General features: G+C 70.2%; 24 protein-coding genes. All 24 read left to right on the forward strand.

Translation table 11 applies throughout. The annotated features are described in order from the left end of the window. Positions 1-41: 41 nt before the first annotated feature. The 24 genes from nrtL (at position 42) to ABZ567_RS09275 (ending at position 25,408) form a co-directional block, all read left to right on the forward strand. Entirely contained in the window at positions 42-1,082 is a 1,041-nt protein-coding gene (gene nrtL, locus ABZ567_RS09160) for an ArgS-related anticodon-binding protein NrtL (RefSeq protein ID WP_360786178.1), read from the forward strand. A gap of 15 nt (positions 1,083-1,097) precedes the next feature. Continuing rightward, positions 1,098-2,489 carry a diaminopimelate decarboxylase gene (lysA, locus tag ABZ567_RS09165; RefSeq protein ID WP_360786179.1) on the forward strand — a complete coding sequence of 464 codons (1,392 nt, stop codon included), beginning with the start codon at positions 1,098-1,100 and terminating at the stop codon, positions 2,487-2,489. Between the two features lie 157 nt (positions 2,490-2,646). Beyond that, positions 2,647-3,945 (forward strand): homoserine dehydrogenase, encoded by a 1,299-nt coding sequence (locus ABZ567_RS09170; protein WP_360786523.1) that lies wholly within the window; start codon positions 2,647-2,649, stop codon positions 3,943-3,945. A 7-nt stretch (positions 3,946-3,952) separates the two neighbouring features. Then, positions 3,953-5,023 carry a threonine synthase gene (gene thrC, locus ABZ567_RS09175; protein ID WP_360786181.1) on the forward strand — a complete coding sequence of 357 codons (1,071 nt, stop codon included), beginning with the start codon at positions 3,953-3,955 and terminating at the stop codon, positions 5,021-5,023. Positions 5,024-5,319: 296 nt separating this feature from the next. Beyond that, positions 5,320-6,237 carry a homoserine kinase gene (thrB, locus tag ABZ567_RS09180; protein ID WP_360786182.1) on the forward strand — a complete coding sequence of 306 codons (918 nt, stop codon included), beginning with the start codon at positions 5,320-5,322 and terminating at the stop codon, positions 6,235-6,237. 415 nt (positions 6,238-6,652) lie between these two features. After that, positions 6,653-8,758 (forward strand): transcription termination factor Rho, encoded by a 2,106-nt coding sequence (rho, locus tag ABZ567_RS09185; protein ID WP_360786183.1) that lies wholly within the window; start codon positions 6,653-6,655, stop codon positions 8,756-8,758. Between the two features lie 193 nt (positions 8,759-8,951). Continuing rightward, the gene (locus ABZ567_RS09190; RefSeq protein WP_360786185.1) at positions 8,952-10,049 is read left to right on the forward strand and encodes an LCP family protein; all 1,098 of its coding nucleotides are present in this window, start codon (positions 8,952-8,954) and stop codon (positions 10,047-10,049) included. Positions 10,050-10,206: 157 nt separating this feature from the next. Further along, complete coding sequence (rpmE, locus tag ABZ567_RS09195) at positions 10,207-10,428, forward strand: 50S ribosomal protein L31 (protein WP_360786186.1); 222 nt, start codon at positions 10,207-10,209, stop codon at positions 10,426-10,428. A 98-nt stretch (positions 10,429-10,526) separates the two neighbouring features. Continuing rightward, a complete protein-coding gene (prfA, locus tag ABZ567_RS09200; protein ID WP_360786188.1) occupies positions 10,527-11,603 on the forward strand; it encodes a peptide chain release factor 1 in 1,077 nt (358 codons plus the stop codon). 47 nt (positions 11,604-11,650) lie between these two features. Beyond that, the gene (prmC, locus tag ABZ567_RS09205; protein ID WP_360786189.1) at positions 11,651-12,532 is read left to right on the forward strand and encodes a peptide chain release factor N(5)-glutamine methyltransferase; all 882 of its coding nucleotides are present in this window, start codon (positions 11,651-11,653) and stop codon (positions 12,530-12,532) included. A gap of 49 nt (positions 12,533-12,581) precedes the next feature. Further along, positions 12,582-13,229: an L-threonylcarbamoyladenylate synthase gene (locus tag ABZ567_RS09210; RefSeq protein ID WP_360786191.1), complete on the forward strand. Its 648-nt coding sequence runs from the start codon at positions 12,582-12,584 to the stop codon at positions 13,227-13,229. Further along, on the forward strand, positions 13,226-13,873 hold the full coding sequence (locus tag ABZ567_RS09215; protein WP_360786193.1) for a protein-tyrosine-phosphatase: 648 nt from the start codon (positions 13,226-13,228) through the stop codon (positions 13,871-13,873). Before ABZ567_RS09210 ends, ABZ567_RS09215 begins: the two co-directional genes overlap by 4 nt. Before the next feature lie 217 nt (positions 13,874-14,090). After that, on the forward strand, positions 14,091-15,338 hold the full coding sequence (glyA, locus tag ABZ567_RS09220) for a serine hydroxymethyltransferase (RefSeq protein WP_360786194.1): 1,248 nt from the start codon (positions 14,091-14,093) through the stop codon (positions 15,336-15,338). A gap of 118 nt (positions 15,339-15,456) precedes the next feature. Then, the gene (locus ABZ567_RS09225) at positions 15,457-16,758 is read left to right on the forward strand and encodes an MraY family glycosyltransferase (protein ID WP_360786196.1); all 1,302 of its coding nucleotides are present in this window, start codon (positions 15,457-15,459) and stop codon (positions 16,756-16,758) included. 263 nt (positions 16,759-17,021) lie between these two features. Beyond that, entirely contained in the window at positions 17,022-17,435 is a 414-nt protein-coding gene (locus tag ABZ567_RS09230; RefSeq protein WP_360786198.1) for a hypothetical protein, read from the forward strand. Between the two features lie 222 nt (positions 17,436-17,657). Further along, positions 17,658-18,467: a F0F1 ATP synthase subunit A gene (gene atpB, locus ABZ567_RS09235; protein ID WP_073808583.1), complete on the forward strand. Its 810-nt coding sequence runs from the start codon at positions 17,658-17,660 to the stop codon at positions 18,465-18,467. Positions 18,468-18,558: 91 nt separating this feature from the next. Next, the gene (atpE, locus tag ABZ567_RS09240; RefSeq protein WP_010474382.1) at positions 18,559-18,792 is read left to right on the forward strand and encodes an ATP synthase F0 subunit C; all 234 of its coding nucleotides are present in this window, start codon (positions 18,559-18,561) and stop codon (positions 18,790-18,792) included. Between the two features lie 41 nt (positions 18,793-18,833). Beyond that, positions 18,834-19,379, forward strand: a complete 546-nt coding sequence (locus ABZ567_RS09245) for a F0F1 ATP synthase subunit B (protein WP_073808580.1) — start codon at positions 18,834-18,836, stop codon at positions 19,377-19,379. Further along, positions 19,376-20,191: a F0F1 ATP synthase subunit delta gene (locus ABZ567_RS09250; protein ID WP_360786201.1), complete on the forward strand. Its 816-nt coding sequence runs from the start codon at positions 19,376-19,378 to the stop codon at positions 20,189-20,191. The genes ABZ567_RS09245 and ABZ567_RS09250 overlap by 4 nt, the downstream gene beginning before the upstream one ends. Before the next feature lie 162 nt (positions 20,192-20,353). Beyond that, entirely contained in the window at positions 20,354-21,952 is a 1,599-nt protein-coding gene (gene atpA / locus ABZ567_RS09255; RefSeq protein WP_360786202.1) for a F0F1 ATP synthase subunit alpha, read from the forward strand. Positions 21,953-21,972: 20 nt separating this feature from the next. Beyond that, positions 21,973-22,890, forward strand: coding sequence for a F0F1 ATP synthase subunit gamma (locus ABZ567_RS09260; RefSeq protein ID WP_360786204.1), 918 nt, complete (start codon positions 21,973-21,975; stop codon positions 22,888-22,890). Further along, a complete protein-coding gene (gene atpD, locus ABZ567_RS09265; RefSeq protein WP_360786206.1) occupies positions 22,890-24,332 on the forward strand; it encodes a F0F1 ATP synthase subunit beta in 1,443 nt (480 codons plus the stop codon). Before ABZ567_RS09260 ends, atpD begins: the two co-directional genes overlap by 1 nt. Positions 24,333-24,443: 111 nt before the next feature. Beyond that, on the forward strand, positions 24,444-24,818 hold the full coding sequence (locus ABZ567_RS09270) for a F0F1 ATP synthase subunit epsilon (protein ID WP_360786208.1): 375 nt from the start codon (positions 24,444-24,446) through the stop codon (positions 24,816-24,818). Positions 24,819-24,961: 143 nt separating this feature from the next. Beyond that, entirely contained in the window at positions 24,962-25,408 is a 447-nt protein-coding gene (locus ABZ567_RS09275) for a DUF2550 domain-containing protein (RefSeq protein ID WP_360786210.1), read from the forward strand. The last annotated feature ends 25 nt before the right edge of the window (positions 25,409-25,433 follow it).

A 25,433-nucleotide genomic window follows, 5' to 3' on the forward strand; every position in this document is an offset into this window, starting at 1 on the left:
CGGTTCGCGTTCCGACCCCCCTCCTCCCCTAGGCTTGACCCGTGACCCCCGCGGACCTCTCCCTCACCGTGCTGCACGCCGTGCGCCGCGCGGTCGACGACGGTGCGCTGCGGGTCGACGTGCCCCCGCTGGTCAAGGTCGAGCGCGCCCGGCCCGGTGGCGCCGGGGAGTACGCCAGCAACATCGCCCTGACCCTCGCCCGGCCCGCCGGCCGTACCGCCCTCGATGTCGCCGGGATCCTGAAGGAACGGCTCCGTGACGCCCCCGGGCTCCAGGGCGTCGAGATCACCGGGCCCGGGTTCCTGAACTTCAGCCTCCGCCCCGACGCCGGTGCCGAGCTCGTGCGGGCGATCCGCGAGTCCGCCCCCGCGTACGACAGCGGCAGCGACACCACCCTCAGCGCCCCCGCCCTCGCCGCCCCCACGCCCAGCGGCGGCGCCTTCCCCCCGTACGGCAGCAGTACCGCCCTCGTCGGGACCGTCGTCCGTTTTGCCGAGTCCGCCGAGGCGCGTGCCGCCCTTGTCACCGAGACCGTCGTCCGGCTCCTCCGGGCGCAGGGGGCCGACGCCGGGTTCGGCGGTGCCGAGCGGATCCACGTACGACCCGGGGCGTACGACCCCACGGGCCTCGGTGTCGACGCCGCCCGCTGGGCCCTGCTCCGGCCCGCGCCCCAGGACCGGCCCCTCGACGGGCCGCCGCTCCTCGTCCAGCACGAGCGCAATCCCCTCTTCCGGGTGCGGTACGCGCACTCGCGGGTGCGTAGGCTGCTCGTCAACGGAGAACAGCTCCGGGTCACACCCGCGTACGAGACCGACATCGACGCCCCCGCACTTCTCGGCGCCCTCGGCGACCACCCCGCCGTCCTTCTCGCCGCCGCCCGCCACCGAGCCCCCGACCGGGTCGCCCGGCACCTGGAAACAACCGCCGACGCGCTGCTCGCGTTCCAGCACACCGTTCTGCCGCTCGGCGACGAGAAACCCTCGGCCGTCCACCGTTCCCGGCTCGCGCTCGCCGAAGCCGCCGGGACGGTGCTCGCCGGCGGCCTCTCCGTGCTCGGCATCAGCGCACCCGATCGGATCTGAAAGAGCAGTGCAGACATGAGCCGTTCCGCCCACCCCGCAGGCCCCCGTCACGCCGACGTCTTCCCCGAGGGCCACTACTCGGCGCCGCCCGCCGACCTCAACGCCCTCGACCCGAAGGTGTGGTCCAGGACCGTCACCCGGGACGAGCGCGGCGTCGCCACCGTCGCCGGGATCGGTGTCGACGCGCTCGCGGAGGAGTTCGGCACGCCCGCCTACTTCCTCGACGAGAGCGACTTCCGCGCCCGCTGCCGCGCCTGGGCCGAGGCCTTCGGGACGGACGCCGACGTCTTCTACGCGGGCAAGGCCTTCCTCTCCCGGGCCGTCGTGCGGTGGCTCCACGAGGAGGGGCTGAACCTCGACGTGTGTTCCGGCGGCGAACTGGTCACCGCCCTCTCCGCCGGCATGCCCCCCGAGCGCATCGCCTTCCACGGCAACAACAAGAGCGAGGACGAGATCCACCGGGCCGTCGAGGCCGGTGTGGGGCGCATCGTCCTCGACTCCTTCCAGGAGATCGTCCGCGTCGCCCACATCGCCCGCTCCCTCGGCAAGCGCCAGCGCGTCCAGATCCGGGTGACCGTCGGTGTCGAGGCGCACACCCACGAGTTCATCGCCACCGCCCACGAGGACCAGAAGTTCGGCATCGCGCTCGCCGGCGGGCAGGCCGCGGAGGCCGTCCGCCGTGCCCTGAGGCTGGACGGCCTGGAGCTCATCGGGATCCACTCGCACATCGGCTCGCAGATCTTCGACATGGCCGGCTTCGAGGTTTCCGCACGCCGCGTCGTCCAGCTGCTCGCCGAGGTGCGGGACGAGCACGGGGTCGAGCTGCCCGAGATCGACCTCGGCGGCGGCCTCGGCATCGCGTACACCTCGGAGGACGACCCCCGCGAGCCGCACGAGATCGCCAAGGCCCTGAACGAGATCGTCAGCAGGGAGTGCGAGGCCGCCGGGCTCCGCACGCCCCGGATCTCCGTCGAGCCCGGCCGTGCCATCGTCGGTCCGACCGCCTTCACGCTCTACCGGGTCGGCACGATCAAGCCGCTCGAAGGACTGCGGACGTACGTGAGCGTGGACGGCGGCATGTCGGACAACATCCGTACCGCCCTCTACGACGCCGAGTACAGCGTCAGCCTCGTCTCGCGGACCAGCGAGGCCGCGCCGATGCTCACCCGGGTCGTCGGCAAGCACTGCGAGAGCGGTGACATCGTCGTACGGGACGCCTTCCTGCCGTCGGACGTGGCGCCCGGCGACCTCCTCGCGGTGCCGGCGACGGGCGCGTACTGCCGTTCCATGGCCAGCAACTACAACCACGCGCTCCGGCCGCCCGTCGTCGCCGTCCGGGACGGCGAGGCGCGGGTGATCGTCCGCCGCGAGACGGAAGAAGATCTCCTGCGTCTCGACGTCGGGTGATGAAATAGTCCAGTGATAACCGAGTGATGAAATAGATGTCTCAGGATCCGGACGGAGGGCGGAAACCCCCGTCCGGTGAGTGAGACTGGTTCCACCGCAGAGAACCGTAGAGACACGACCGTAGAGATACGAAGTAGGACGAGAAAGAGGTCGGATGATGCGTACGCGTCCGCTGAAGGTGGCGCTGCTGGGCTGTGGAGTGGTCGGCTCAGAGGTGGCGCGCATCATGACGACGCACGCCGACGACCTCGCCGCGCGCATCGGCGCCCCGGTCGAGCTCGCCGGTGTCGCCGTCCGCCGCCCGGACAAGGTCCGCGAGGGCATCCCCGCGGAGCTGATCACCACCGACGCCACCGCCCTGGTCGAACGGGGGGACATCGACGTCATCGTCGAGGTCATCGGCGGGGTCGAGCCGGCCCGCACCCTCATCACCACCGCCTTCGAGCACGGCGCCTCCGTCGTCTCGGCGAACAAGGCGCTGCTCGCCCAGGACGGCGCGAGCCTCTACGCGGCCGCCGAGAAGCACGGCCAGGACCTCTACTACGAGGCCGCCGTCGCCGGCGCGATCCCGCTGATCCGGCCGCTGCGCGAGTCCCTCGCCGGCGACAAGATCAACCGGGTCATGGGCATCGTCAACGGCACCACGAACTTCATCCTGGACAAGATGGACACGTCCGGCGCCGGCTACTCCGAGGCGCTCGACGAGGCCACCGCCCTCGGGTACGCCGAGGCCGACCCGACCGCCGACGTCGAGGGCTTCGACGCCGCCGCCAAGGCCGCCATCCTCGCCGGGATCGCCTTCCACACGCGCGTACGCCTCGACGACGTGTACCGCGAGGGCATGACCGAGGTCACCGCCGCCGACTTCGCCTCCGCGCGGCAGATGGGCTGCACCATCAAGCTGCTCGCCATCTGCGAGCGGGCCGCCGACGGCGGCTCCGTCACCGCGCGCGTGCACCCCGCGATGATCCCGCTCAGCCACCCGCTCGCCTCCGTCCGCGAGGCGTACAACGCGGTCTTCGTCGAGGCGGAGGCCGCCGGGCAGCTCATGTTCTACGGCCCCGGCGCCGGCGGCGCACCGACCGCGTCGGCCGTCCTCGGCGACCTCGTCGCCGTGTGCCGCAACAAGCTCAACGAGGCCAACGGCCCCGGCGAGTCCGCGTACACCCAGCTGCCCGTGAGCTCCATGGGCGAGGTCGTGACGCGGTACCACATCAGTCTCGACGTGGCCGACAAGCCGGGCGTCCTCGCCCAGGTCGCGACGGTCTTCGCCGAGCACGGCGTATCCATCGACACGGTGCGCCAGCACGGTCGACAGGACGGAGACGGCGAGGCCTCCCTCGTCGTCGTCACCCACCGCGCGCCCGACGCCGCCCTCTCCGGGACCGTCGAGGCACTGCGCAAGCTCGACACCGTACGCGGTGTCGCCAGCATCATGCGTGTTGAAGGGGAGTAAAGGACCCATGACCAGCAAGGGCACCCACCAGTGGCGCGGCATCATCGAGGAGTACCGGGACCGCCTTCCGGTCACGGACACGACGCCGGTCGTCACGCTCCGTGAGGGCGGTACGCCGCTCGTTCCCGCTCAGGTCCTCTCCGAGCGCACGGGCTGCGAGGTGCACCTCAAGGTCGAGGGCGCCAACCCCACCGGCTCCTTCAAGGACCGGGGCATGACCATGGCCATCACCAGGGCCAAGGAGGAGGGGGCGCAGGCCGTCATCTGCGCCTCCACCGGCAACACCTCGGCCTCCGCCGCGGCCTACGCGGTACGCGCCGGGATGGTCTGCGCCGTCCTCGTGCCGCAGGGCAAGATCGCGCTCGGCAAGATGGGCCAGGCCCTCGTGCACGGCGCGAAGATCCTCCAGGTCGACGGCAACTTCGACGACTGTCTCACGCTGGCCCGGGGGCTCTCGGAGAACTACCCGGTGGCGCTGGTCAATTCGGTCAACCCGGTCCGTATCGAGGGCCAGAAGACCGCCGCGTTCGAGATCGTGGACATGCTCGGCGACGCCCCCGACATCCACGTCCTGCCCGTCGGCAACGCCGGCAACATCACGGCGTACTGGAAGGGGTACTCCGAGTACGCCGCCGACGCCCTGTCCACGCACCGGCCGCGCATGTGGGGCTTCCAGGCCTCCGGTTCCGCCCCGCTCGTACGCGGTGAGGTCGTCAAGGACCCGTCGACGATCGCCACCGCGATCCGCATCGGCAACCCGGCCTCGTGGGACTACGCGATCGCCGCGCGCGACGAGTCGGGCGGCTTCATCGACGAGGTGACGGACCGTGAGATCCTGCGCGCCTACCGCCTGTTGGCCGCGCAGGAGGGCGTCTTCGTCGAGCCCGCCTCGGCAGCTTCCGTCGCCGGTCTGCTGAAGGCCGCCGAGCAGGGCAAGGTCGACCCCGGCCAGCGGATCGTGTGCACGGTCACCGGCAACGGGCTCAAGGACCCCGACTGGGCCGTCGCCGGCGCGCCGCAGCCGGTCACCGTCCCGGTCGACGCGGCCGCCGCCGCCGAGCGCCTCGGTCTGGCCTGATCCCGCCCCTCCCGCGCCGGGAGGAGCACTGATCGAAACCCGATCAGGAACGTACATTGGCGCACAGGTTGGCCCGCGACACGCATCGTGCGCCTCCTGTGCGCCCTATGTCGCCACAGAACCTTCCTTCGATAGGCTGTACCGAACCCGCCCCCACGCATATGCGCGGTGTCGTTGCCGTTGTCGCCTCCAAGGCCGAAACGGCCCCCCGGGTTCCCGTGCACTTCTCTGAAGTGCCCGCCTGAAACACCCCGTTCGACCTACCTGTTGTCGCAATCAAGGAGAGTCATCGAGCGATGGCCGGTCCAGCGTTCCGCGCCGCCGCCGTACGGGTGCGCGTCCCCGCCACCAGCGCCAATCTCGGCCCGGGCTTCGACGCCTTCGGCCTGTCGCTGGGCCTCTACGACGACGTCGTCGTCCGTGTCGCCGACTCCGGGCTGCACGTCGACATCGCCGGCGAGGGTGCCGGGACGCTCCCGCGCGACGAGAGCCACCTGCTCGTACGCTCCCTGCGCACGGCCTTCGACCTGCTCGGCGGGCAGCCGCGCGGCCTCGAGGTCGTCTGCGCCAACCGCATCCCGCACGGCCGGGGCCTCGGTTCCTCCTCCGCCGCCATCTGCGCCGGCATCGTCGCCGCCCGCGCCGTGACGATAGGCGGGGACGCCAGGCTCGACGAGGCCGCCCTGCTCGAACTCGCCACCGAGATCGAGGGCCACCCCGACAACGTCGCCGCCTGTCTGCTCGGCGGATTCACGCTCGCCTGGACCGAGTCCGGTGCCGCGCGGGCGATCAGGATGGATCCCTCGGATTCCATCGTTCCGGTGGTCTTCGTCCCCGGCAAGCCGGTGCTGACCGAGACCGCCCGCGGACTCCTCCCGCGTACCGTCCCGCATGTGGACGCCGCGGCCAACGCCGGGCGTGCCGCCCTCCTGGTCGAGGCCCTGACCCGCCGCCCCGAGCTGCTGCTCGCGGCCACCGAGGACCGGCTGCACCAGGAGTACCGGGCCCCCGCGATGCCGGAGAGCATCGCCCTCGTGAACCGGCTGCGGGCGGACGGCGTCCCGGCGGTCATCTCCGGCGCGGGCCCCACGGTTCTCGCGCTGGCCGAACACGGGACGGCCGACAAGGTCGCCCGTCTGGCGGGCGAGGGATGGGCCGCGAACCGGCTCGATCTCGACGTGCCCGGAGCGTGCGTCCTGCCGCTCGCGCCCTAGGCGCGACGGACCGGATGCCGGGCGGCGTCCGGGACAGGAGATTGCCGGTGAGGGAGAGGGGGAATGTTTGTCGGAGCCGGTAGTGTTAACCTCAAGTCAGCACCCGGCGCCTTTGTGGCGCGGTGCTGAGTGTCCCCATCAGGGACCACCGATTCTTCCGGGAGCCTCCCCAACTGCCTGAGCAGCCTGCCTGTGCAGTTTCGAGCACGCTCCGGAACCGGCACGACACCCCTCGCTCTCCTGCAGTGAGGGCCGAGCAGGGGGCGCTCGGGCCGGACCCAGCACGTTTCTCTCTCCGCCGTACCCCGGCGGGACCACCGCCCCGGACACGGTCCACCCACACGGGACCGCTGCCGGACAGCACAACCGGTCGCCGAGCCAGATGGCCGACGTCCGCTCCAGGGAAGGACCCTTCGTGAGCGACACCACCGATCTGATGGGCGTGACTGCCGACAGCAGTGTCGACGCCGCCGCGCCCGCCGCAGGTGCTGCCACCGGCGGCACCGCACGGCGCCGCCGCTCCGGCACCGGCCTCGACGGCATGGTCCTGGCCGAGCTGCAGCAGGTCGCGTCCGGCCTCGGCATCAGGGGCACCGCGCGCATGCGCAAGAGCCAGCTGATCGAGGTCATCAAGGAGGCGCAGGCCGGTGGAGGTTCCGCCGCCCCCGCCAAGGCCGCGGACGCCGCCGAGACCAAGCCGAAGCGCCGCGCCACCGCCAAGAGCCGCGCGGCCGAGACCGCTGCCGAGGCCGCCGAGCCCAAGGCCGAGAAGGCCGTCGCCCAGCAGCAGATCGACATCCCGGGCCAGCCCGCGTCCGACGACCAGCCGGCCGGTGAGCGCCGTCGTCGTCGGGCCACCGCCCCCGCCGGTTCGCCGGAGGGCGAGGCCAAGGCCGAGGCCGCGCAGGCCGTCAAGACCGAGACGCGTACGGAGGCCCGTACGGAGGCCAAGGCCGACGCGGGTGCCGACGCCAGGGCCGAGGCCGCCGTCGACGGCGCCGAGGGTCGTGGCCGCCGTGACCGCGGCGAGCGGGGGGACCGCGGGGAGCGCGGCGAGCGCCGTGACCGCCGTGACCGTCAGCGCGACCGCGGCAAGGGCGACGAGCAGCAGGGCGGTGGCCAGGGCGGCCAGCGCCAGCGCCAGGGCGGACAGGGCCAGGGCCAGGGCCAGGGCCAGGGCCAGGGCGGCCAGGGCGGCCAGGGTCAGGGCCAGCAGGTCCAGAGCCAGGGTCAGCAGGGTGGCGGCCACCAGGCCGGTCCGCAGGACGACTACGACGACGAGGCGGGCGGCCGCCGCGGCCGTCGGGGCCGTTACCGCGACCGCCGTGGGCGTCGTGGGCGTGACGACTTCCAGGCCGGCGAGCCGCAGGTCGCGGACGACGACGTCCTGATCCCCGTCGCGGGCATCCTGGACATCCTCGACAACTACGCGTTCATCCGGACCTCCGGCTACCTGCCCGGTCCGAACGACGTGTACGTCTCCCTCGCCCAGGTCCGCAAGAACGGTCTGCGCAAGGGTGACCACGTCACCGGCGCCGTGCGGCAGCCGAAGGAGGGCGAGCGCCGCGAGAAGTTCAACGCGCTGGTCCGCCTGGACTCCGCGAACGGCATGGCCGCCGACTCCGGCCGCGGCCGCCCCGAGTTCAACAAGCTGACCCCGCTGTACCCGCAGGACCGGCTCCGTCTGGAGACCGACCCGGGTGTGCTGACCACGCGGATCATCGACCTCGTGGCGCCGATCGGCAAGGGCCAGCGCGGTCTGATCGTGGCCCCGCCGAAGACCGGCAAGACCATGATCATGCAGGCGATCGCCAACGCGATCACCGTCAACAACCCCGAGTGCCACCTGATGGTCGTCCTGGTCGACGAGCGTCCGGAAGAGGTCACCGACATGCAGCGGTCGGTCAAGGGCGAGGTCATCTCCTCGACCTTCGACCGTCCGGCCGAGGACCACACCACCGTCGCCGAGCTGGCCATCGAGCGCGCCAAGCGTCTCGTGGAGCTGGGTCACGACGTGGTCGTCCTGCTCGACTCGATCACCCGCCTGGGCCGCGCGTACAACCTCGCGGCGCCGGCCTCCGGCCGCATCCTGTCCGGTGGTGTCGACTCGACCGCGCTCTACCCGCCGAAGCGCTTCTTCGGTGCCGCGCGCAACATCGAGGACGGCGGCTCGCTGACCATCCTCGCGACCGCGCTGGTGGACACCGGTTCGCGCATGGACGAGGTGATCTTCGAGGAGTTCAAGGGCACCGGCAACATGGAGCTCAAGCTCGACCGGAAGCTCGCCGACAAGCGTATCTTCCCGGCGGTGGACGTCGACGCGTCCGGCACCCGCAAGGAGGAGATCCTGCTCGGCAGCGACGAGCTCGCCGTCACCTGGAAGCTGCGTCGCGTGCTGCACGCGCTCGACCAGCAGCAGGCGATCGAGCTGCTGCTGGACAAGATGAAGCAGACGAAGTCGAACGGCGAGTTCCTGCTGCAGATCCAGAAGACCACGCCGGGCGGCTCCAACAACGACTGACGTGAGACCCGCGTCACACGACGAAGGCCGGGCCCCGCGCCCGTAACCGCGCCGTGACCTGCGTGAACCCTGCGCCCACCGTGCCCCGCACGGTGGGCGCAGTGCTGTGCCCGGCCACACCTCACAGGTCCGTATGCAACCCTTTCGGGCGCTTCGCCGTCACACATGGTGAACCGAGGGCCGAGGGATGACGATGACCGAGCAGAGCAAGAGCGGCCGAATAGGCGGCGCGGGGAACGGCAGCCGCCGCAGACCGCGGGCCAGGCGCAGCCGGCGACCGGCGATCCTCGTCTCGGGGGCCCTCGCGGTCCTCGTCCTCGGGGGCGCGGGACTCGGGTACGTGTACGTCAGGCTCGACGGCAACATCGAGGCCGTCGACATCAACGCCCAGCTGGGCGACGACCGCCCCGACGACGTCGACGACGGCTCCATGGACATCCTCGTCCTCGGCTCCGACTCCCGCTCGGGCGACAACGACGCCTACGGCAAGGACGAGGGCGGCGCCCGCTCCGACACCGCGATGGTCGTCCACGTCCACGAGGGCCGCAAGAGGGCCAGCGTCGTCTCGCTGCCCCGCGACACCCTCGTCGACCGCCCCTCGTGCACCGGGGACCAGGGCGCCACCGTCGCCGGCGAGCGACGGGCCATGTTCAACACGGCGTACGAGGTCGGCGGCCCCGCCTGCGCCGTCAAGACGGTCGAGGCGATGTCCGGCATCCGCATGGACCACTACGTCGAGGTCGACTTCACCGGCTTCAAGAAGCTCATCGACGAACTCGGCGGGGTCGAGATCACCACCACCGCGCCCATCAAGGACGACAAGAGCCACCTCGACCTCGAACCGGGCACCCACACCCTCGACGGCGAGCAGTCCCTCGGCCTCGTCCGCACCCGCAAGAGCGTCGGCGACGGCAGCGACCTCGGCCGCATCCAGCTCCAGCAGGCCTTCATGAAGGCCTTCGTCGAGCAGGTCAAGGACGTCGGCGTCCTCACCGACCCGACGAAGCTCCTCGGCCTCGCCGACGCGGCCACCAAGGCCATCACCCCCGACTCCGAACTCGACTCCGTGCAGGAGCTGATGGGCTTCGCGAAGGGCCTGTCCGGCATCGGCGCCCAGAACGTCCACATGGTCACCCTGCCCGTCGAGTACGACCCCCGGGACCGCAACCGCGTCGTCCCCCTGGACGCCGAGGCCCGGCAGGTCTGGACGGCCCTCGGGAACGACCTTCCGATCCCCGCGTCGGCGACGAAGGACGCGGCCACCGGCAAGGCCGACGGTGTCGTGAAGTAGCCCCCGGACCGCTCAGGAGCCACGTCCGGAATACTTCCGGCCCGACCCCGGTTTTGGGAGATACGGCCGGTCCTGGCAGACTGGTACGTCGGCCCCGGTTCACGTTCGCCGCAACCCGCGGAAGCGACCCGGAGCCCTCCCGAAACTAGGAGACACCTTGAAGCGCGAGATCCACCCCGAGTACGTCGAGACCCAGGTCAGCTGCACCTGCGGCGCGTCGTTCACCACCCGGAGCACCCTGACCGACGGCGCCATCCGTGCCGAGGTCTGCTCCGAGTGCCACCCGTTCTACACGGGCAAGCAGAAGATCCTCGACACCGGCGGCCGCGTGGCCCGCTTCGAGGCCCGCTTCGGCAAGGCCGGCTCCGCCGCGAAGTAGCGAGCCCCTGCGCCGGTCCACGGTCGCCCCGCGCGGGTGGCCGGGACCGGCGCTTTGCCGTCCCCGTAGCAGCAGACGAAAAGACCAGGAGCCCCCCGATGTTCGAGGCGGTCGAGGAACTGGTCGGCGAGCACGCCGACCTGGAGACGAAGCTCGCGGACCCCTCGGTCCACGCCGACCAGGCACACGCGCGCAAGCTCAGCAAGCGCTACGCCGAGCTGACCCCGATCATCGCCACCTTCCGGGCCTGGAAGCGGACCGGTGACGACATCGAGACCGCCCGCGAGTTCGCGCACGACGATCCCGACTTCGCCGCCGAGCTCAAGCAGCTGGAGAAGGACCGGGAGGAGCTCACCGAGAAGCTCCGACTGCTCCTCGTCCCGCGCGACCCCAGCGACGACAAGGACGTCATCCTGGAGATCAAGGCGGGCGCGGGCGGCGACGAGTCCGCCCTCTTCGCCGGCGACCTGCTCCGCATGTACCTGCGGTACGCCGAGCGCGTCGGCTGGAAGACCGAGATCATCGACGCCACCGAGTCCGAGCTGGGCGGCTACAAGGACGTCCAGGTCGCCGTGAAGACCAAGGGCGGCAACGGCGCCACCGAGCCCGGCCAGGGCGTCTGGGCGCGCCTCAAGTACGAGGGCGGGGTGCACCGCGTGCAGCGCGTGCCCGCGACCGAGTCGGCCGGCCGCATCCACACCTCCGCCGCCGGCGTGCTCGTCACGCCCGAGGCCGAGGAGGTCGAGGTCGAGGTCCACGCCAACGACCTGCGCATCGACGTCTACCGCTCGTCGGGCCCCGGCGGCCAGTCGGTCAACACCACCGACTCCGCCGTCCGCATCACCCACCTGCCGACCGGCATCGTCGCCTCCTGCCAGAACGAGAAGAGCCAGCTCCAGAACAAGGAGCAGGCCATGCGCATCCTGCGGTCCCGGCTGCTCGCCGCCGCGCAGGAGGAGGCCGAGTCCAAGGCCGCCGACGCCCGCCGCAGCCAGGTCCGCACCGTCGACCGGTCCGAGAAGATCCGTACGTACAACTTCCCCGAGAACCGGATCTCCGACCACCGCGTCGGCTTCAAGGCGTACAACCTGGACCAGGTGCTCGACGGCGACCTGGACCCGATGATCCAGGCGTGCGTCGACGCCGACTCCGCCGCCAAGCTCGCCGCGGCGTAAGTGGCGTAAGTTCCGTCAAGCCCCACCCCGCACCACGGAGGACCAGCGTGCAGTCACTTTCTGGGGGGCGACCCCCAGGCCCCCGAAGTCTGCTGCTCGCCGAGGTGGCCCAGGCCACCCAGCGGCTGGCCGACGCAGGCGTCCCCTCACCGCGTTTCGACGCCGAGGAGCTCGCCGCGTTCGTGCACGGCGTGAAGCGGGGGGAGCTGCACAACGTCAAGGACGTGGACTTCGACGCCCGCTACTGGGAGACGGTCGCCCGCCGCGAGGCCCGCGAGCCGCTCCAGCACATCACCGGGCGGGCGTTCTTCCGCTACCTGGAGCTCCAGGTAGGACCCGGGGTCTTCGTGCCCCGCCCGGAGACCGAGTCGGTCGTCGGCTGGGCGATAGACGCCGTACGCGCCATGGACGTCGTCGAACCCCTCATCGTCGACCTCTGCACCGGCTCCGGCGCCATCGCGCTCGCCATGGCCCAGGAGGTGCCCCGCTCGCGCGTCCACGCCGTGGAGCTCTCCGACGACGCCCTGGTCTGGACCCGGAAGAACGCCGAGGGATCGCGCGTCTCCGTCCACCAGGGCAACGCGCTGACCGCCCTCCCGGAGCTGGACGGCCAGGTCGACCTGGTCATCTCCAACCCGCCGTACATCCCGCTCACCGAATGGGAGTACGTCGCGCCCGAGGCCCGCGACCACGACCCGGAGATGGCCCTCTTCTCCGGCGAGGACGGCCTCGACACCATCCGCGGCATCGAGCGCACCGCCCACCGGCTGCTCCGGCCCGGCGGCCTCGTCGTCGTCGAGCACGCGGACACCCAGGGCGGGCAGGTGCCGTGGATCTTCAACGAAGAGGCCGGCTGGGCCGACGCCGCCGACCACCCCGACCTGAACAACCGGCCGCGTTTCGCGACCGCGCGCAAGGCAACGCCATGACTGGCATGACTGGCATGACGAATCACGTGTACAAGGAGGCCGGGAACTGATGGCACGGCGATACGACTGCAACGAGGCGACCGACCGTGTGACCGGTCTGCGCGAAGCCGCGTCCGCCGTCCGCCGGGGCGAGCTGGTCGTGCTGCCCACCGACACCGTGTACGGGATCGGGGCGGACGCCTTCAGCGGTGAGGCCGTGGCCGACCTGCTCGCCGCCAAGGGCCGTGGCCGCAACATGCCCACGCCCGTGCTCATCGGCTCCCCGAACACCCTCCACGGCCTGGTCACGGACTTCTCCGAGCAGGCCTGGGAGCTCGTCGACGCGTTCTGGCCCGGCGCGCTCACCCTCGTCGCCCGGCACCAGCCGTCCCTCCAGTGGGACCTGGGCGACACCCGGGGCACCGTCGCCGTCCGCATGCCGCTGCACCCGGTCGCCATCGAGCTGCTCACCGAGGTCGGCCCCATGGCCGTGTCCTCGGCCAACCTCACCGGCCACCCGTCCCCCGAGGACTGCGACGCGGCCCAGCAGATGCTCGGCGACTCCGTCTCCGTCTACCTCGACGGCGGCCCGACCCCCGGCATCGTCCCCTCGTCCATCGTCGACGTCACGGGCAGGGTCCCGGTGCTGCTGCGCGAGGGCGCGCTGTCGCCGGAGGAGCTCCGGAAGGTCGTACCCGACCTCGAGGTGGCCAGTTGACCGCCCTTGAGGGGCGTGGCATAGCGGGGTTCGACGACAGCAACACCTTCCGCATCCTCCACGTCAGCACCGGCAACGTCTGCCGCTCGCCGATCACCGAGCGGCTGACCCGCCATGCCCTGAGCGACCGCCTCGGCGACCCTCTCGGCGGCGGTCTGATCGTGGAGAGCGCGGGCACCTGGGGCCACGAGGGCGCCCCGATGGAGGCCAACGCGGAACTGGTCCTCGCCGACTTCGGCGCGGACTACAGCGGCTTCGTGGGGCGCGAGCTCCTCGACGAGCACGTCATCCGCGCGGACCTGGTCCTGACGGCGACCCGTGACCACCGGGCGCAGGTCATCTCGATGGGCCACTCGGCGGGCCTGCGTACCTTCACCCTGAAGGAGTTCACCCGCCTGGTCCGGGCGATCGACCCGGCCACCCTCCCGGACGCCCGCGACGAGGGCATGGTCGAACGCGCCCGCGCCCTGGTCCGCGCGGCGGCGGCCCTGCGCGGCTGGCTCCTGGCCCCCTCGGTGGACGCGGACGAGGTCAACGACCCGTACGGCGCCCCCATCACCTTCTTCCGCTCGATCGGCGACGAGATCAACCAGGCGCTGGACCCCGTGGTGACGGCGTTGACGGGCGTCAGCTCGCGGGGCTGAGGGACCTCCTCCGCCACGTCCGGCGGGCGGAGTCCGACGCGGCGTCCCGATGCCCGGGAGGCCCCTCGGGGCCGAGTGGTGCGAGGGGTGCGTCGGGGGTGGGGCTCAACCAGGCGCTGGACCCCGTGGTGACGGCGTTGACGGGCGTACGCGCGCGGGGCTGACGGCAGTCCGGTCTCGGCGGGCGGGGTGGGGGGTGTGTGCCTACATTGGTGACATGTCGGTCACCGCTCCCCCCGCCGAGGAACTCGACGTCCTGCGCCGACAGGACCCGGAGGTCGCCGACGTGCTGCTCGGGGAGGCGCGACGGCAGGCCGACAGCCTGCAGTTGATCGCCGCCGAGAACTTCACCTCGCCCGCCGTCCTCGCCGCCCTCGGCTCCCCGCTCGCCAACAAGTACGCCGAGGGCTATCCGGGCGCCCGTCACCACGGCGGCTGCGCGTACGCCGACGCCGCCGAGCGGATCGCCGTGGAGCGGGCCACCGCGCTGTTCGGCGCCGACCACGCGAACGTCCAGGCCCACTCGGGCTCCTCGGCCGTCCTGGCGGCGTACGCGGCCCTTCTCAGGCCCGGTGACACGGTGCTCGCCATGGGCCTGAACCACGGCGGGCACCTCACGCACGGGTCGCCCGCCAACTTCTCCGGCCGCTGGTTCGACTTCGTCCCGTACGGCGTGGACGCCGAGACCGGGCTCGTCGACCACGAACAGGTCGCCGCGCTCGCCCGCCACCACCGCCCCAAGGCGATCGTGTGCGGTTCCATCTCGTACCCCCGCCACCTCGACTACGCGGTCTTCCGCGAGATCGCCGACGAGGCCGGCGCCTACCTCATCGCGGACGCCGCCCACCCCATCGGCCTGGTCGCCGGGGGAGCGGCCCCGAGCCCCGTGGCGTACGCCGACGTGGTCTGCGCGACCACCCACAAGGTGCTGCGGGGGCCGCGCGGCGGCATGATCCTGTGCGGTGACGACCTCGCGGGGCGGATCGACCGGGCGGTGTTCCCGTTCACCCAGGGCGGCGCCCAGATGCACACGATCGCGGCGAAGGCGGTGGCGTTCGGCGAGGCGGCCACCCCGGCGTTCACCGCGTACGCGCATCAGGTGGTCGAGAACGCCCGGCTCCTGGCGACCGCGCTCGCCACCGAGGGCTTCGCCGTGACCACCGGCGGTACCGACACCCACCTCATCACCGCCGACCCGGCGCCCCTCGGCATCGACGGCCGCACCGCCCGCGCCCGGCTCGCCGCCGCCGGCATCGTGCTCGACACCTGCGCCCTGCCCCACGGGGAGGGACGCGGCATCCGGCTCGGCACGGCGGCCGTCACCACGCAGGGGATGGGCACCCCGGAGATGACGAGGATCGCCTCGCTGTTCACCGCAGCGCTGCGCGACGACGCCGCGGAGACCGCCCGGGTACGGGCGGAGGTACGGGCGCTGACCGGGCGATTTCCCCCGTATGGACGCTGAGGGAAGAACGCGGAAAGCCCGGACGCAACCGTTCGGACCCCCCGCGTGTCTCCTAGCACATGGACGGCACGGCTAGGGTGTGGGGCTGAGATGGCCAGCGATTCCTGTGGGGCAGCCCGTGCGTGATTACCTGCTGACGCTCTGTGTCACGGCCGCGGTGACCTATCTGCTCACCGGTCCGGTGCGCAAGTTCGCCATCGCGACCGGGGCGATGCCGGAGATCCGCGCCCGCGACGTACACCGAGAACCGACTCCGCGGCTCGGTGGCATCGCCATGTTCTTCGGGCTGTGCGCGGGCCTCCTCGTCGCCGACCACCTGCAGAACCTGAGCAGTGTCTTCGAGCTCTCCAACGAGCCGCGCGCGCTGCTCTCCGGCGCCGCCCTGATCTGGCTGATCGGCGTCCTCGACGACAAGTTCGAGCTGGACGCGCTGATCAAGCTGGGCGCGCAGATGATCTCGGCGGGCGTGATGGTCGTCCAGGGTCTGACCATCCTGTGGCTGCCGATCCCGGGCGTCGGCGTGGTTCTGCTGACCCCGGCGCAGGGCACGCTGCTGACCGTCGCCCTGGTGGTCCTCACCATCAACGCCGTCAACTTCGTCGACGGTCTCGACGGTCTCGCCGCCGGCATGGTCTGCATCGCCGCCGCCGCCTTCTTCCTGTACGCGTACCGCCTCTGGTACGGCTACACGATCGAGGCCGCCGCCCCCGCGACGCTCTTCACGGTCATCCTCATGGGCATGTGCCTGGGGTTCCTGCCGCACAACATGCACCCGGCGCGGATCTTCATGGGCGACTCCGGCTCGATGCTGATCGGCCTGATCCTGGCGGCCTCGGCCATCTCGATCACCGGCCAGGTCGACCCGGACGCGCTGAAGATCTTCGAGGGCTCGACCCGCGAGGCCACCCACGCCGCCCTGCCGGTCTTCATCCCGCTGCTGCTGCCGCTGACGATCATCGCGATCCCGATGGCGGACCTGGTCCTGGCGATCGTGCGCCGGACCTGGAACGGCCAGTCGCCGTTCGCGGCCGACCGCGGGCACCTGCACCACCGGCTCCTGGAGATCGGGCACTCGCACAGCCGCGCGGTGCTGATCATGTACTTCTGGTCGGCGCTGATCGCCTTCGGGACGCTGGCGTACTCGGTCCACTCGGCGTCGATGTGGATCGTCCTCTGCGTCGTCGCGCTGAGCGCGATCGGCCTGGTGCTGCTCCTGTTGCCGCGCTTCACGCCGCGTGCCCCCCGCTGGGCGCAGTCCGTGGTCCCTCCCCGCTACCGTCGCCGCAAGCCGGCCCCCGTCGTGGAGCCGGTCGCGGTCGAGGAGGAGCGGGTTCCGGTGCCGGCCGGGCTCCACGGCTCCACGGCCATCGGCAACCGCGCGCGCTTCACCGACCGGCGGAAGGCCGGAACGCCGAGTTGACGAACCGCCGCGACCGCGGTCATTACCAGACAAGGCGCTCTCCCGTCGCGCACACACGCGCGGGGTAACTCTCATGTGTGACAGTTGGCACACCTTCTGGGTAAAGACCTATTCAAATAGTTTGTGATACGGTTCACGAGACCCGGCGCCAGAGCCGAAAGACCGTAGTGCGACGGTCTGTTGGCCCCGAGACCCACCTCGGACCGGGCTTACGCTCGTCCCTGACGACACCATCGCCCCCTTCAGCAAGCGGAGACACCGCCATGCCGTCCAACGACGCACGCATCCTGTTGCCCACCGCCCTCCCCACCGTTGCCGTCGGCGTCATCGCCACGGTCGTCAGTGGGGTGGTCGCGGGCGGCAAGGGTGCGGTCGGCGCTGTCGTCGGCACCCTGGTCGTGGTCCTCTTCATGGGTATCGGTCTGGTGGTCCTGCAGCGGACGGCGAGGAAGCTCCCGCAGTTGTTCCAGGCCATGGGGCTGATGCTCTACACGGCCCAGCTTCTGCTGCTGTTCATCTTCCTGGCCTTGCTCAAGGACACGACGCTGTTCGATTTCAAGGCCTTCGCGTTCACGCTTCTCGCGACGACCGTGGTGTGGGTCGCCGCACAGGCCAGGGCCTACATGAAGGCCAAGATCATGTACGTCGAACCCGAGAAGTCGGGGTCGAAGTCGTGAAGGGTAGGGCCGGGATAAAGCCGCGTTCGGCTTCCTGCTATCGTCCGGTGCCAACTGCGGCACTGCGGGCGCGGGCATCCGAGACGCCTGTCCCAGCGCGAGGCTCGATGCCGAACCGCCGCCCTCTTATCCGTAAGACCAGTCCAGTGCCGACCCGCGGCTGCGTGCCGCGCCGACACATCGAGGTTGCCGTACCTATGCGCCACGCTGAAGGAGCCCGCGGTGAGTGCTGACCAGACGCTTGCCTTCGACCCGGATTGCCACATCTTCACCGGATGCGGCTTCCCGGCGCCGGGCCTGCACACGTTCATGTACGAGCCGATCGCCACATGGGGAAGCTTCGAGTTCACGAAGCCCATGCTGCTCGCGATCCTGGGCTCGCTCGTGGTCGTCGGGTTCTTCTGGGCCGCCTTCAACAAGCCCAAGCTGATCCCCGGCAAGATGCAGATGGTCGGCGAGGCCGGTTACGACTTCGTGCGCCGCGGCATCGTCTACGAGATCATCGGCAAGAAGGACGGCGAGAAGTACGTCCCGCTGATGGTGTCGCTGTTCTTCTTCGTATGGATCATGAATCTCTGGTCCATCATCCCGCTCGCGCAGTTCCCGGTCACCTCGCTGATCGCCTTCCCGGCGGCCCTCGCGCTGATCGTCTACGTGCTGTGGATCTCGCTGACCTTCAAGAAGCACGGCTTCGTCGGCGGCTGGAAGAACATCGTCGGCTACGACAAGTCGCTCGGCCCGATCCTTCCCCTGGTCGTCGTCCTGGAGTTCTTCTCCAACCTGCTCATCCGGCCCTTCACGCACGCGGTCCGACTGTTCGCGAACATGTTCGCCGGTCACCTGCTCATCGTGATGTTCTCGCTGGCCACCTGGTACCTCATGAACGGCCTCGGCTTCGTCTACGCCGGCGCCTCGTTCGTGATGGTCCTCATCATGACCGCCTTCGAGCTCTTCATCCAGGCCGTCCAGGCGTACGTCTTCGTCCTCCTGGCTTGCAGCTACGTCCAGGGCGCGCTCTCCGAGCACCACTGAGTCCGGCCCGGCAGCAGCACCACTCCCCTTAACCCACAGTCGTCCGGTGGCCAACCCCCACCGGGTCCTTGAAAGAGAAGGAAGAACCGGCATGTCCGCTCTCGAGACTCTCGCCGCCGTCAACGGAAACGTCGCCTCGATCGGCTACGGCCTCGCGGCCATCGGCCCCGGCGTCGGCGTCGGCATCATCTTCGGTAACGGCACCCAGGCCCTCGCCCGTCAGCCCGAGGCTGCCGGCCTGATCCGTACCAACCAGATCATGGGTTTCGCCTTCTGTGAGGCGCTCGCCCTCATCGGCATCGTCATGGGCTTCGTCTACAAGTAAGCCGGACCGACTGCCCGATTCTTTTTACGGAAGGCACTGATGTGAACGCTCTGCTTCTTGCGGCAGCGGAGGAGCCCCAGCCTCCTCTGATCCCGCATCTCGACGAGCTCGTCATCGGCCTGATCGCCTTCGTCATCGTCTTCGGCTTCCTCGCCAAGAAGCTCCTCCCGAACATCAACAAGGTTCTGGAGCAGCGTCGCGAGGCCATCGAGGGTGGCATCGAGAAGGCCGAGTCGGCCCAGATCGAGGCTCAGAGTGTGCTGGAGCAGTACAAGGCCCAGCTCGCCGAGGCCCGCCACGAGGCCGCGCGTCTTCGCCAGGAGGCGACGGAGCAGGGCACCGCGATCATCCAGGAGATGAAGGCGGAAGGCCAGCGCCAGCGCGAGGAGATCATCGCGGCCGGCCACACGCAGATCGAGGCCGACCGCAAGGCCGCCTCCGCGTCGCTGCGTCAGGACGTGGGCAAGCTCGCCACCGACCTGGCCGGCAAGCTGGTCGGCGAGTCCCTCGAGGACACCGCCCGCCAGAGCCGCACGATCGACCGCTTCCTCGACGAGCTCGAGGAGAAGGCCGAGGCCGTCCGATGAACGGAGCGAGCCGCGAGGCACTGTCCGCCGCCCGCGAGTCCCTCGACGCGCTGACCGACAACACCCCGGTCGACGCGACGAAGCTCGCGGACGAGCTGGCCGCCGTCACCGTGCTGCTCGACCGCGAGGTGTCGCTGCGCCGGGTCCTGACCGACCCCGCGCAGTCGGGTGAGGCCAAGGCCGAGCTCGCGCAGCGACTCCTGAGCGGCCAGGTGGGCGGCGTGACCGTCGACCTGGTGTCCGGCATGGTGCGTTCCCGCTGGTCGCGCTCGCGTGACCTGGTCGACGCGGCCGAGGAACTGGCGAGCACCGCCGACCTCACCGCGGCGCAGAAGGTGGGCGCGCTCGACGGTGTCGAGGACGAGCTGTTCCGGTTCGGCCGGATCGTGTCCTCCAGCCCCGAGCTCCGCTCGGCGCTGACGGACAAGGCGGCCACGGCCACCGCCAAGGGCGAGCTGCTCCGCAGCCTGCTCGGCGGCAAGGCCCACGCGGCCACCGAGCGCCTGGTCGTCCGTCTGGTGACCCAGCCCCGGGGACGTAGCCTGGAAGCGGGACTCGAGTCCCTGTCCAAGCTCGCCGCGGCGCGCCGGAACCGGATGGTCGCCGTCGTCACCTCGGCGGTGCCGCTGTCGGACCAGCAGAAGCAGCGCCTCGGTGCCGTCCTGGCCAAGCTGTACGGCCGCGAGATGCACCTGAACCTGGACGTGGACCCGGCGGTCCTCGGCGGGATCACCGTGCAGGTCGGCGACGAGGTCATCAACGGGTCCATCGCGGAGCGCCTCGACGAGGCGACCCGCCGACTGGCCGGCTGACGCGTCCACCGCGACACAAGGCAGCACAGCACAAGGCAGCACAGCTACACAGCATCACCAGCGGCCCGGTTGGGCCGTGCAGAGATTGCAGAAGATTCCTGGGGGTCGGCCCCCAGACCCCTTAAGAAACTTCGGGCCCAACAAGGAGAGCAGGGAACCCAGATGGCGGAGCTCACGATCCGGCCGGAGGAGATCCGGGACGCACTGGAGAACTTCGTCCAGTCGTACCAGCCGGACGCGGCCTCGCGCGAGGAGGTCGGCACGGTCAGCCTGGCCGGTGACGGTATCGCGAAGGTCGAGGGTCTTCCCTCGGCCATGGCGAACGAGCTGCTGAAGTTCGAGGACGGGACCCTCGGTCTCGCACTGAACCTCGAAGAGCGCGAGATCGGCGCGATCGTCCTCGGCGAGTTCAGCGGCATCGAGGAGGGGCAGTCGGTGCAGCGCACCGGCGAGGTCCTCTCCGTCGGTGTCGGTGAGGGATACCTGGGTCGCGTCGTCGACCCGCTCGGCAACCCGATCGACGGTCTCGGCGAGATCGCGACCGAGGGCCGCCGCGCCCTCGAGCTGCAGGCCCCGGGCGTCATGGCCCGTAAGTCGGTGCACGAGCCGATGGAGACCGGTTACAAGGCCGTCGACGCCATGACCCCCGTCGGTCGTGGCCAGCGTCAGCTGATCATCGGCGACCGTCAGACCGGCAAGACGGCGCTGTGCGTCGACACGATCATCAACCAGCGCGACAACTGGCGCTCGGGCGACGTGAACAAGCAGGTCCGCTGCATCTACGTCGCCATCGGCCAGAAGGGCTCGACCATCGCGTCCGTTCGCGGCGCCCTGGAAGAGGCCGGCGCGCTCGAGTACACGACGATCGTCGCCGCCCCGGCGTCCGACCCGGCCGGCTTCAAGTACCTGGCGCCGTACACCGGTTCCGCCATCGGTCAGCACTGGATGTACCAGGGCAAGCACGTCCTGATCGTCTTCGACGACCTGTCGAAGCAGGCCGACGCCTACCGCGCCGTGTCCCTGCTGCTGCGCCGCCCGCCGGGCCGTGAGGCCTACCCGGGTGACGTCTTCTACCTGCACTCGCGTCTCCTCGAGCGCTGCGCGAAGCTCTCGGACGAGCTCGGTGCCGGTTCGATGACGGGTCTGCCCATCGTCGAGACCAAGGCGAACGACGTGTCGGCGTTCATCCCGACCAACGTCATCTCCATCACCGACGGCCAGTGCTTCCTGGAGTCCGACCTGTTCAACGCCGGCCAGCGTCCGGCTCTGAACGTCGGTATCTCGGTCTCGCGTGTCGGTGGCTCCGCCCAGCACAAGGCGATGAAGCAGATCTCCGGTCGCCTCCGTGTGGACCTCGCCCAGTTCCGTGAGCTGGAGGCGTTCGCCGCCTTCGGTTCGGACCTGGACGCGGCCTCCAAGGCGCAGCTGGAGCGTGGACAGCGCATGGTCGAGCTGCTCAAGCAGGCTCAGTACCAGCCGATGCCCACCGAGAACCAGGTCGTCTCCGTCTGGGCCGGCACCACCGGCAAGATGGACGACGTCCCGGTCGCCGACATCCGCCGCTTCGAGGCCGAGCTCCTGGCGTACCTCCGCCAGAGCCACTCCGGCCTCATGACCTCCATCCGTGAGGGCGGCAAGATGTCGGACGACACCCTGCAGTCCGTCGCCGACGCGATCGCGGAGTTCAAGAAGCAGTTCGAGACCTCTGACGGCAAGCTGCTGGGCGAGGACGCTCCTGCCGCCGTCAACGCCTCGAAGTGACGACGGAAGGGACCTGACTCATGGGAGCGCAGCTCCGGGTCTACAAGCGTCGCATCAAATCCGTCACCGCGACGAAGAAGATCACCAAGGCGATGGAGATGATCGCCGCCTCGCGCGTCGTCAAGGCGCAGCGCAAGGTGCAGGCGTCCACTCCGTACGCGACCGAGCTGACGCGCGCGGTCACGGCGGTGGCCACGGGTGCGAACGACAAGCACCCGCTGACCACCGAGGCGGAGAACCCCGTCCGTGCCGCGGTCCTGCTCCTCTCGAGCGACCGCGGTCTGGCCGGCGCGTTCAACTCCAACGCCATCAAGGCGGCGGAGAAGCTGACGGCGAAGCTCGAAGGCGAAGGTCGCGAGGTCGCGGTCTACGTCGTCGGCCGTCGTGGCATCGCGCACTACAACTTCCGTGAGCGGAAGCTGGCCGGTACGTGGACCGGATTCACGGACCAGCCGTCGTACGGCGACGCCAAGACGATCGCGGCCCCGCTGATCGAAGCGATCGAGAAGGACACGGCCGAGGGTGGTGTGGACGAGCTCCACATCGTCTACACCGAGTTCGTCTCGATGATGACGCAGACCGCGGTCGAGGCCCGGCTGCTGCCCCTCAGCCTCGACGAGGTCGCGAAGGAGGCCGGCGGAACGGACACGCTCCGTCCGCTGTACGACTTCGAGCCGTCGGCGGAGGACGTCCTCGACGCCCTGCTGCCCCGGTACGTCGAGAGCCGTATCTACAACGCGCTGCTCCAGTCGGCTGCCTCCAAGCACGCCGCCACGCGCCGCGCGATGAAGTCGGCGACCGACAACGCGGGAGACTTGATCAGCAATCTCTCCCGACTTGCCAACGCGGCCCGCCAGGCCGAAATCACCCAGGAAATCAGCGAGATCGTCGGTGGCACCGCAGCCCTGGCCGACGCGACCGCGGGGAGTGACAAGTAATGACGACCACTGTTGAGACGGCCGCCGCCACGGGCCGCGTCGCCCGGGTCATCGGCCCGGTCGTCGACGTGGAGTTCCCCGTCGACGCGATGCCGGCGATCTACAACGCGCTGCACGTCGAGGTCATGGACCCGACCGAGGAGGGCGCGACCAAGACGCTGACCCTCGAGGTCGCCCAGCACCTCGGTGACGGCGTCGTCCGCGCCATCTCCATGCAGCCCACCGACGGTCTGGTCCGCCAGGCCCCGGTGACCGACACCGGCACGGGCATCACCGTCCCCGTCGGCGACGTCACCAAGGGCCGCGTGTTCAACACGCTGGGTCAGGTGCTGAACGACGACGAGTCCACCGTGGCCGACGCGCCGCGCTGGACGATCCACCGCAAGGCCCCGGCCTTCGACCAGCTCGAGTCCAAGACCGAGATGTTCGAGACCGGCCTGAAGGTCGTCGACCTTCTCACCCCGTACGTCAAGGGTGGAAAGATCGGTCTGTTCGGTGGTGCCGGTGTCGGCAAGACTGTTCTGATCCAGGAAATGATCGTCCGTGTGGCCAAGCTGCACGACGGTGTGTCGGTCTTCGCGGGCGTCGGCGAGCGCACCCGTGAGGGCAACGACCTCATGGTCGAGATGGAGGAGGCCGGCGTTCTCGACAAGACCGCGCTGGTCTTCGGCCAGATGGACGAGCCCCCGGGCACCCGTCTGCGCGTGGCCCTCGCCGGTCTGACCATGGCGGAGTACTTCCGCGATGTGCAGAAGCAGGACGTGCTGTTCTTCATCGACAACATCTTCCGCTTCACCCAGGCCGGTTCCGAGGTCTCCACCCTGCTCGGCCGTATGCCCTCCGCGGTGGGTTACCAGCCGAACCTGGCCGACGAGATGGGTCTCCTCCAGGAGCGCATCACCTCGACCCGTGGTCACTCGATCACCTCGATGCAGGCGATCTACGTCCCCGCGGACGACCTGACCGACCCGGCTCCGGCCACCACCTTCGCCCACCTCGACGCGACGACGGTTCTCTCCCGTCCGATCTCCGAGAAGGGCATCTACCCGGCCGTGGACCCGCTGGACTCCACGTCCCGGATCCTGGACCCGCGCTACATCGCGCAGGACCACTACGACGCCGCCATGCGCGTCAAGGGAATCCTGCAGAAGTACAAGGACCTCCAGGACATCATCGCGATCCTCGGTATCGACGAGCTGAGCGAGGAGGACAAGCTCGTTGTCCACCGCGCCCGGCGTGTCGAGCGCTTCCTGTCCCAGAACACCCACGCGGCGAAGCAGTTCACCGGTGTGGACGGTTCGGACGTTCCGCTCGACGAGTCGATCGCCGCGTTCAACGCGATCTGCGACGGTGAGTACGACCACTTCCCCGAGCAGGCGTTCTTCATGTGCGGTGGCATCGAGGACCTCAAGAACAACGCCAAGGAACTCGGCGTCTCCTGAGCCCCGTACCGCCCGAGGGGGGCGGGACCTGTCCCGCCCCCCTCACCACGCCCACTAGAATTGACCCCAACACCCGGCTCGACCGCCGGGTGGTGACCCGAGGAGCCACCCTTGGCTGCTGAGCTGCACGTCGAGCTGGTCGCCGCGGACCGGAGTGTCTGGTCCGGCGAGGCCACCCTGGTCATCGCGCGTACCACCTCCGGCGACATCGGCGTCATGCCCGGCCACCAGCCGCTGCTCGGTGTGCTGGAGTCGGGCCCGGTGACCATCCGTACGAGCGAGGGCACGACCGTCGTCGCCGCCGTGCACGGCGGATTCATCTCGTTCGCCGACGACAAGCTGTCACTGCTCGCGGAGATCTGCGAGCTGGCGGACGAGATCGACGCCCAGCGCGCCGAGCGCGCGCTGGAGCGTGCGAAGTCGGATTCCGACGCGGCCGCCGAGCGGCGCGCCGACGTCCGGCTGCGCGCGGTAGCGGTCCGCTGACGGTCCGCGCCGAGTAGTGCCCTCAGCCGCGGCACGGTCCGGGATTCCCCGGAGCGTGCCGCGGCTGAGGCGATGCAGTTGCAGGTTGTATTCGGTTCTGCCGGCGGTGCCGGCTACGGGACGCAGCGAGGAGGTCGGTGAAGATGTTCCTCGCTCTGCTCGTGTGCGGCCTGGTCGTCGCACTGGTGGTGATCGGGCTCTTCGTCTTCGGCTTGCGCCGCAGGCTGCTCCAGCGGGCCGGCGGCACCTTCGACTGTTCCCTGCACTGGAACGTCCCGGACGATCCGGATCCGAGCGGCAAGGGCTGGGTGTACGGCGTCGCCCGCTACAGCGGTGACGAGATCGCCTGGTTCCGTGTCTTCTCGTACGCGCCCCGCCCGCGCCGGGTCCTGGAGCGCTCGTCGATCGTGGCCCTGGAGCGCCGGATGCCGGAGGGCGAGGAGGAGCTCGCGCTGCTCTCGGACGCGGTGATCCAGCCCTGTATGTACGAGGGTGTGCGTCTGGAGCTGGCGATGAGCGAGGACGCGCGGACCGGTTTCATGGCCTGGCTCGAGGCGGCGCCCCCGGGGCAGAGGGTGAACGTCGCGTAGGGCGTGAAGAAGCGGGGGACGGCGT

The organism is Streptomyces sp. NPDC016459 (assembly GCF_040632845.1).
Taxonomy (GTDB): Bacteria; Actinomycetota; Actinomycetes; order Streptomycetales; family Streptomycetaceae; genus Streptomyces.

What these genes read in the sequence shown, in the direction of transcription:
- lysA (WP_360786179.1), top strand. Translation starts at nt 1,098, where the DNA reads ATGAGCCGTTCCGCCCACCCCGCAGGCCCCCGTCACGCCGACGTCTTC.
- ABZ567_RS09170 (WP_360786523.1), top strand. Translation starts at nt 2,647, where the DNA reads ATGCGTACGCGTCCGCTGAAGGTGGCGCTGCTGGGCTGTGGAGTGGTC.
- thrC (WP_360786181.1), top strand. Translation starts at nt 3,953, where the DNA reads ATGACCAGCAAGGGCACCCACCAGTGGCGCGGCATCATCGAGGAGTAC.
- thrB (WP_360786182.1), top strand. Translation starts at nt 5,320, where the DNA reads ATGGCCGGTCCAGCGTTCCGCGCCGCCGCCGTACGGGTGCGCGTCCCC.
- ABZ567_RS09190 (WP_360786185.1), top strand. Translation starts at nt 8,952, where the DNA reads ATGACCGAGCAGAGCAAGAGCGGCCGAATAGGCGGCGCGGGGAACGGC.
- prfA (WP_360786188.1), top strand. Translation starts at nt 10,527, where the DNA reads ATGTTCGAGGCGGTCGAGGAACTGGTCGGCGAGCACGCCGACCTGGAG.
- ABZ567_RS09210 (WP_360786191.1), top strand. Translation starts at nt 12,582, where the DNA reads ATGGCACGGCGATACGACTGCAACGAGGCGACCGACCGTGTGACCGGT.
- glyA (WP_360786194.1), top strand. Translation starts at nt 14,091, where the DNA reads ATGTCGGTCACCGCTCCCCCCGCCGAGGAACTCGACGTCCTGCGCCGA.
- ABZ567_RS09230 (WP_360786198.1), top strand. Translation starts at nt 17,022, where the DNA reads ATGCCGTCCAACGACGCACGCATCCTGTTGCCCACCGCCCTCCCCACC.
- atpE (WP_010474382.1), top strand. Translation starts at nt 18,559, where the DNA reads ATGTCCGCTCTCGAGACTCTCGCCGCCGTCAACGGAAACGTCGCCTCG.
- ABZ567_RS09250 (WP_360786201.1), top strand. Translation starts at nt 19,376, where the DNA reads ATGAACGGAGCGAGCCGCGAGGCACTGTCCGCCGCCCGCGAGTCCCTC.
- atpA (WP_360786202.1), top strand. Translation starts at nt 20,354, where the DNA reads ATGGCGGAGCTCACGATCCGGCCGGAGGAGATCCGGGACGCACTGGAG.
- ABZ567_RS09260 (WP_360786204.1), top strand. Translation starts at nt 21,973, where the DNA reads ATGGGAGCGCAGCTCCGGGTCTACAAGCGTCGCATCAAATCCGTCACC.
- atpD (WP_360786206.1), top strand. Translation starts at nt 22,890, where the DNA reads ATGACGACCACTGTTGAGACGGCCGCCGCCACGGGCCGCGTCGCCCGG.
- ABZ567_RS09275 (WP_360786210.1), top strand. Translation starts at nt 24,962, where the DNA reads ATGTTCCTCGCTCTGCTCGTGTGCGGCCTGGTCGTCGCACTGGTGGTG.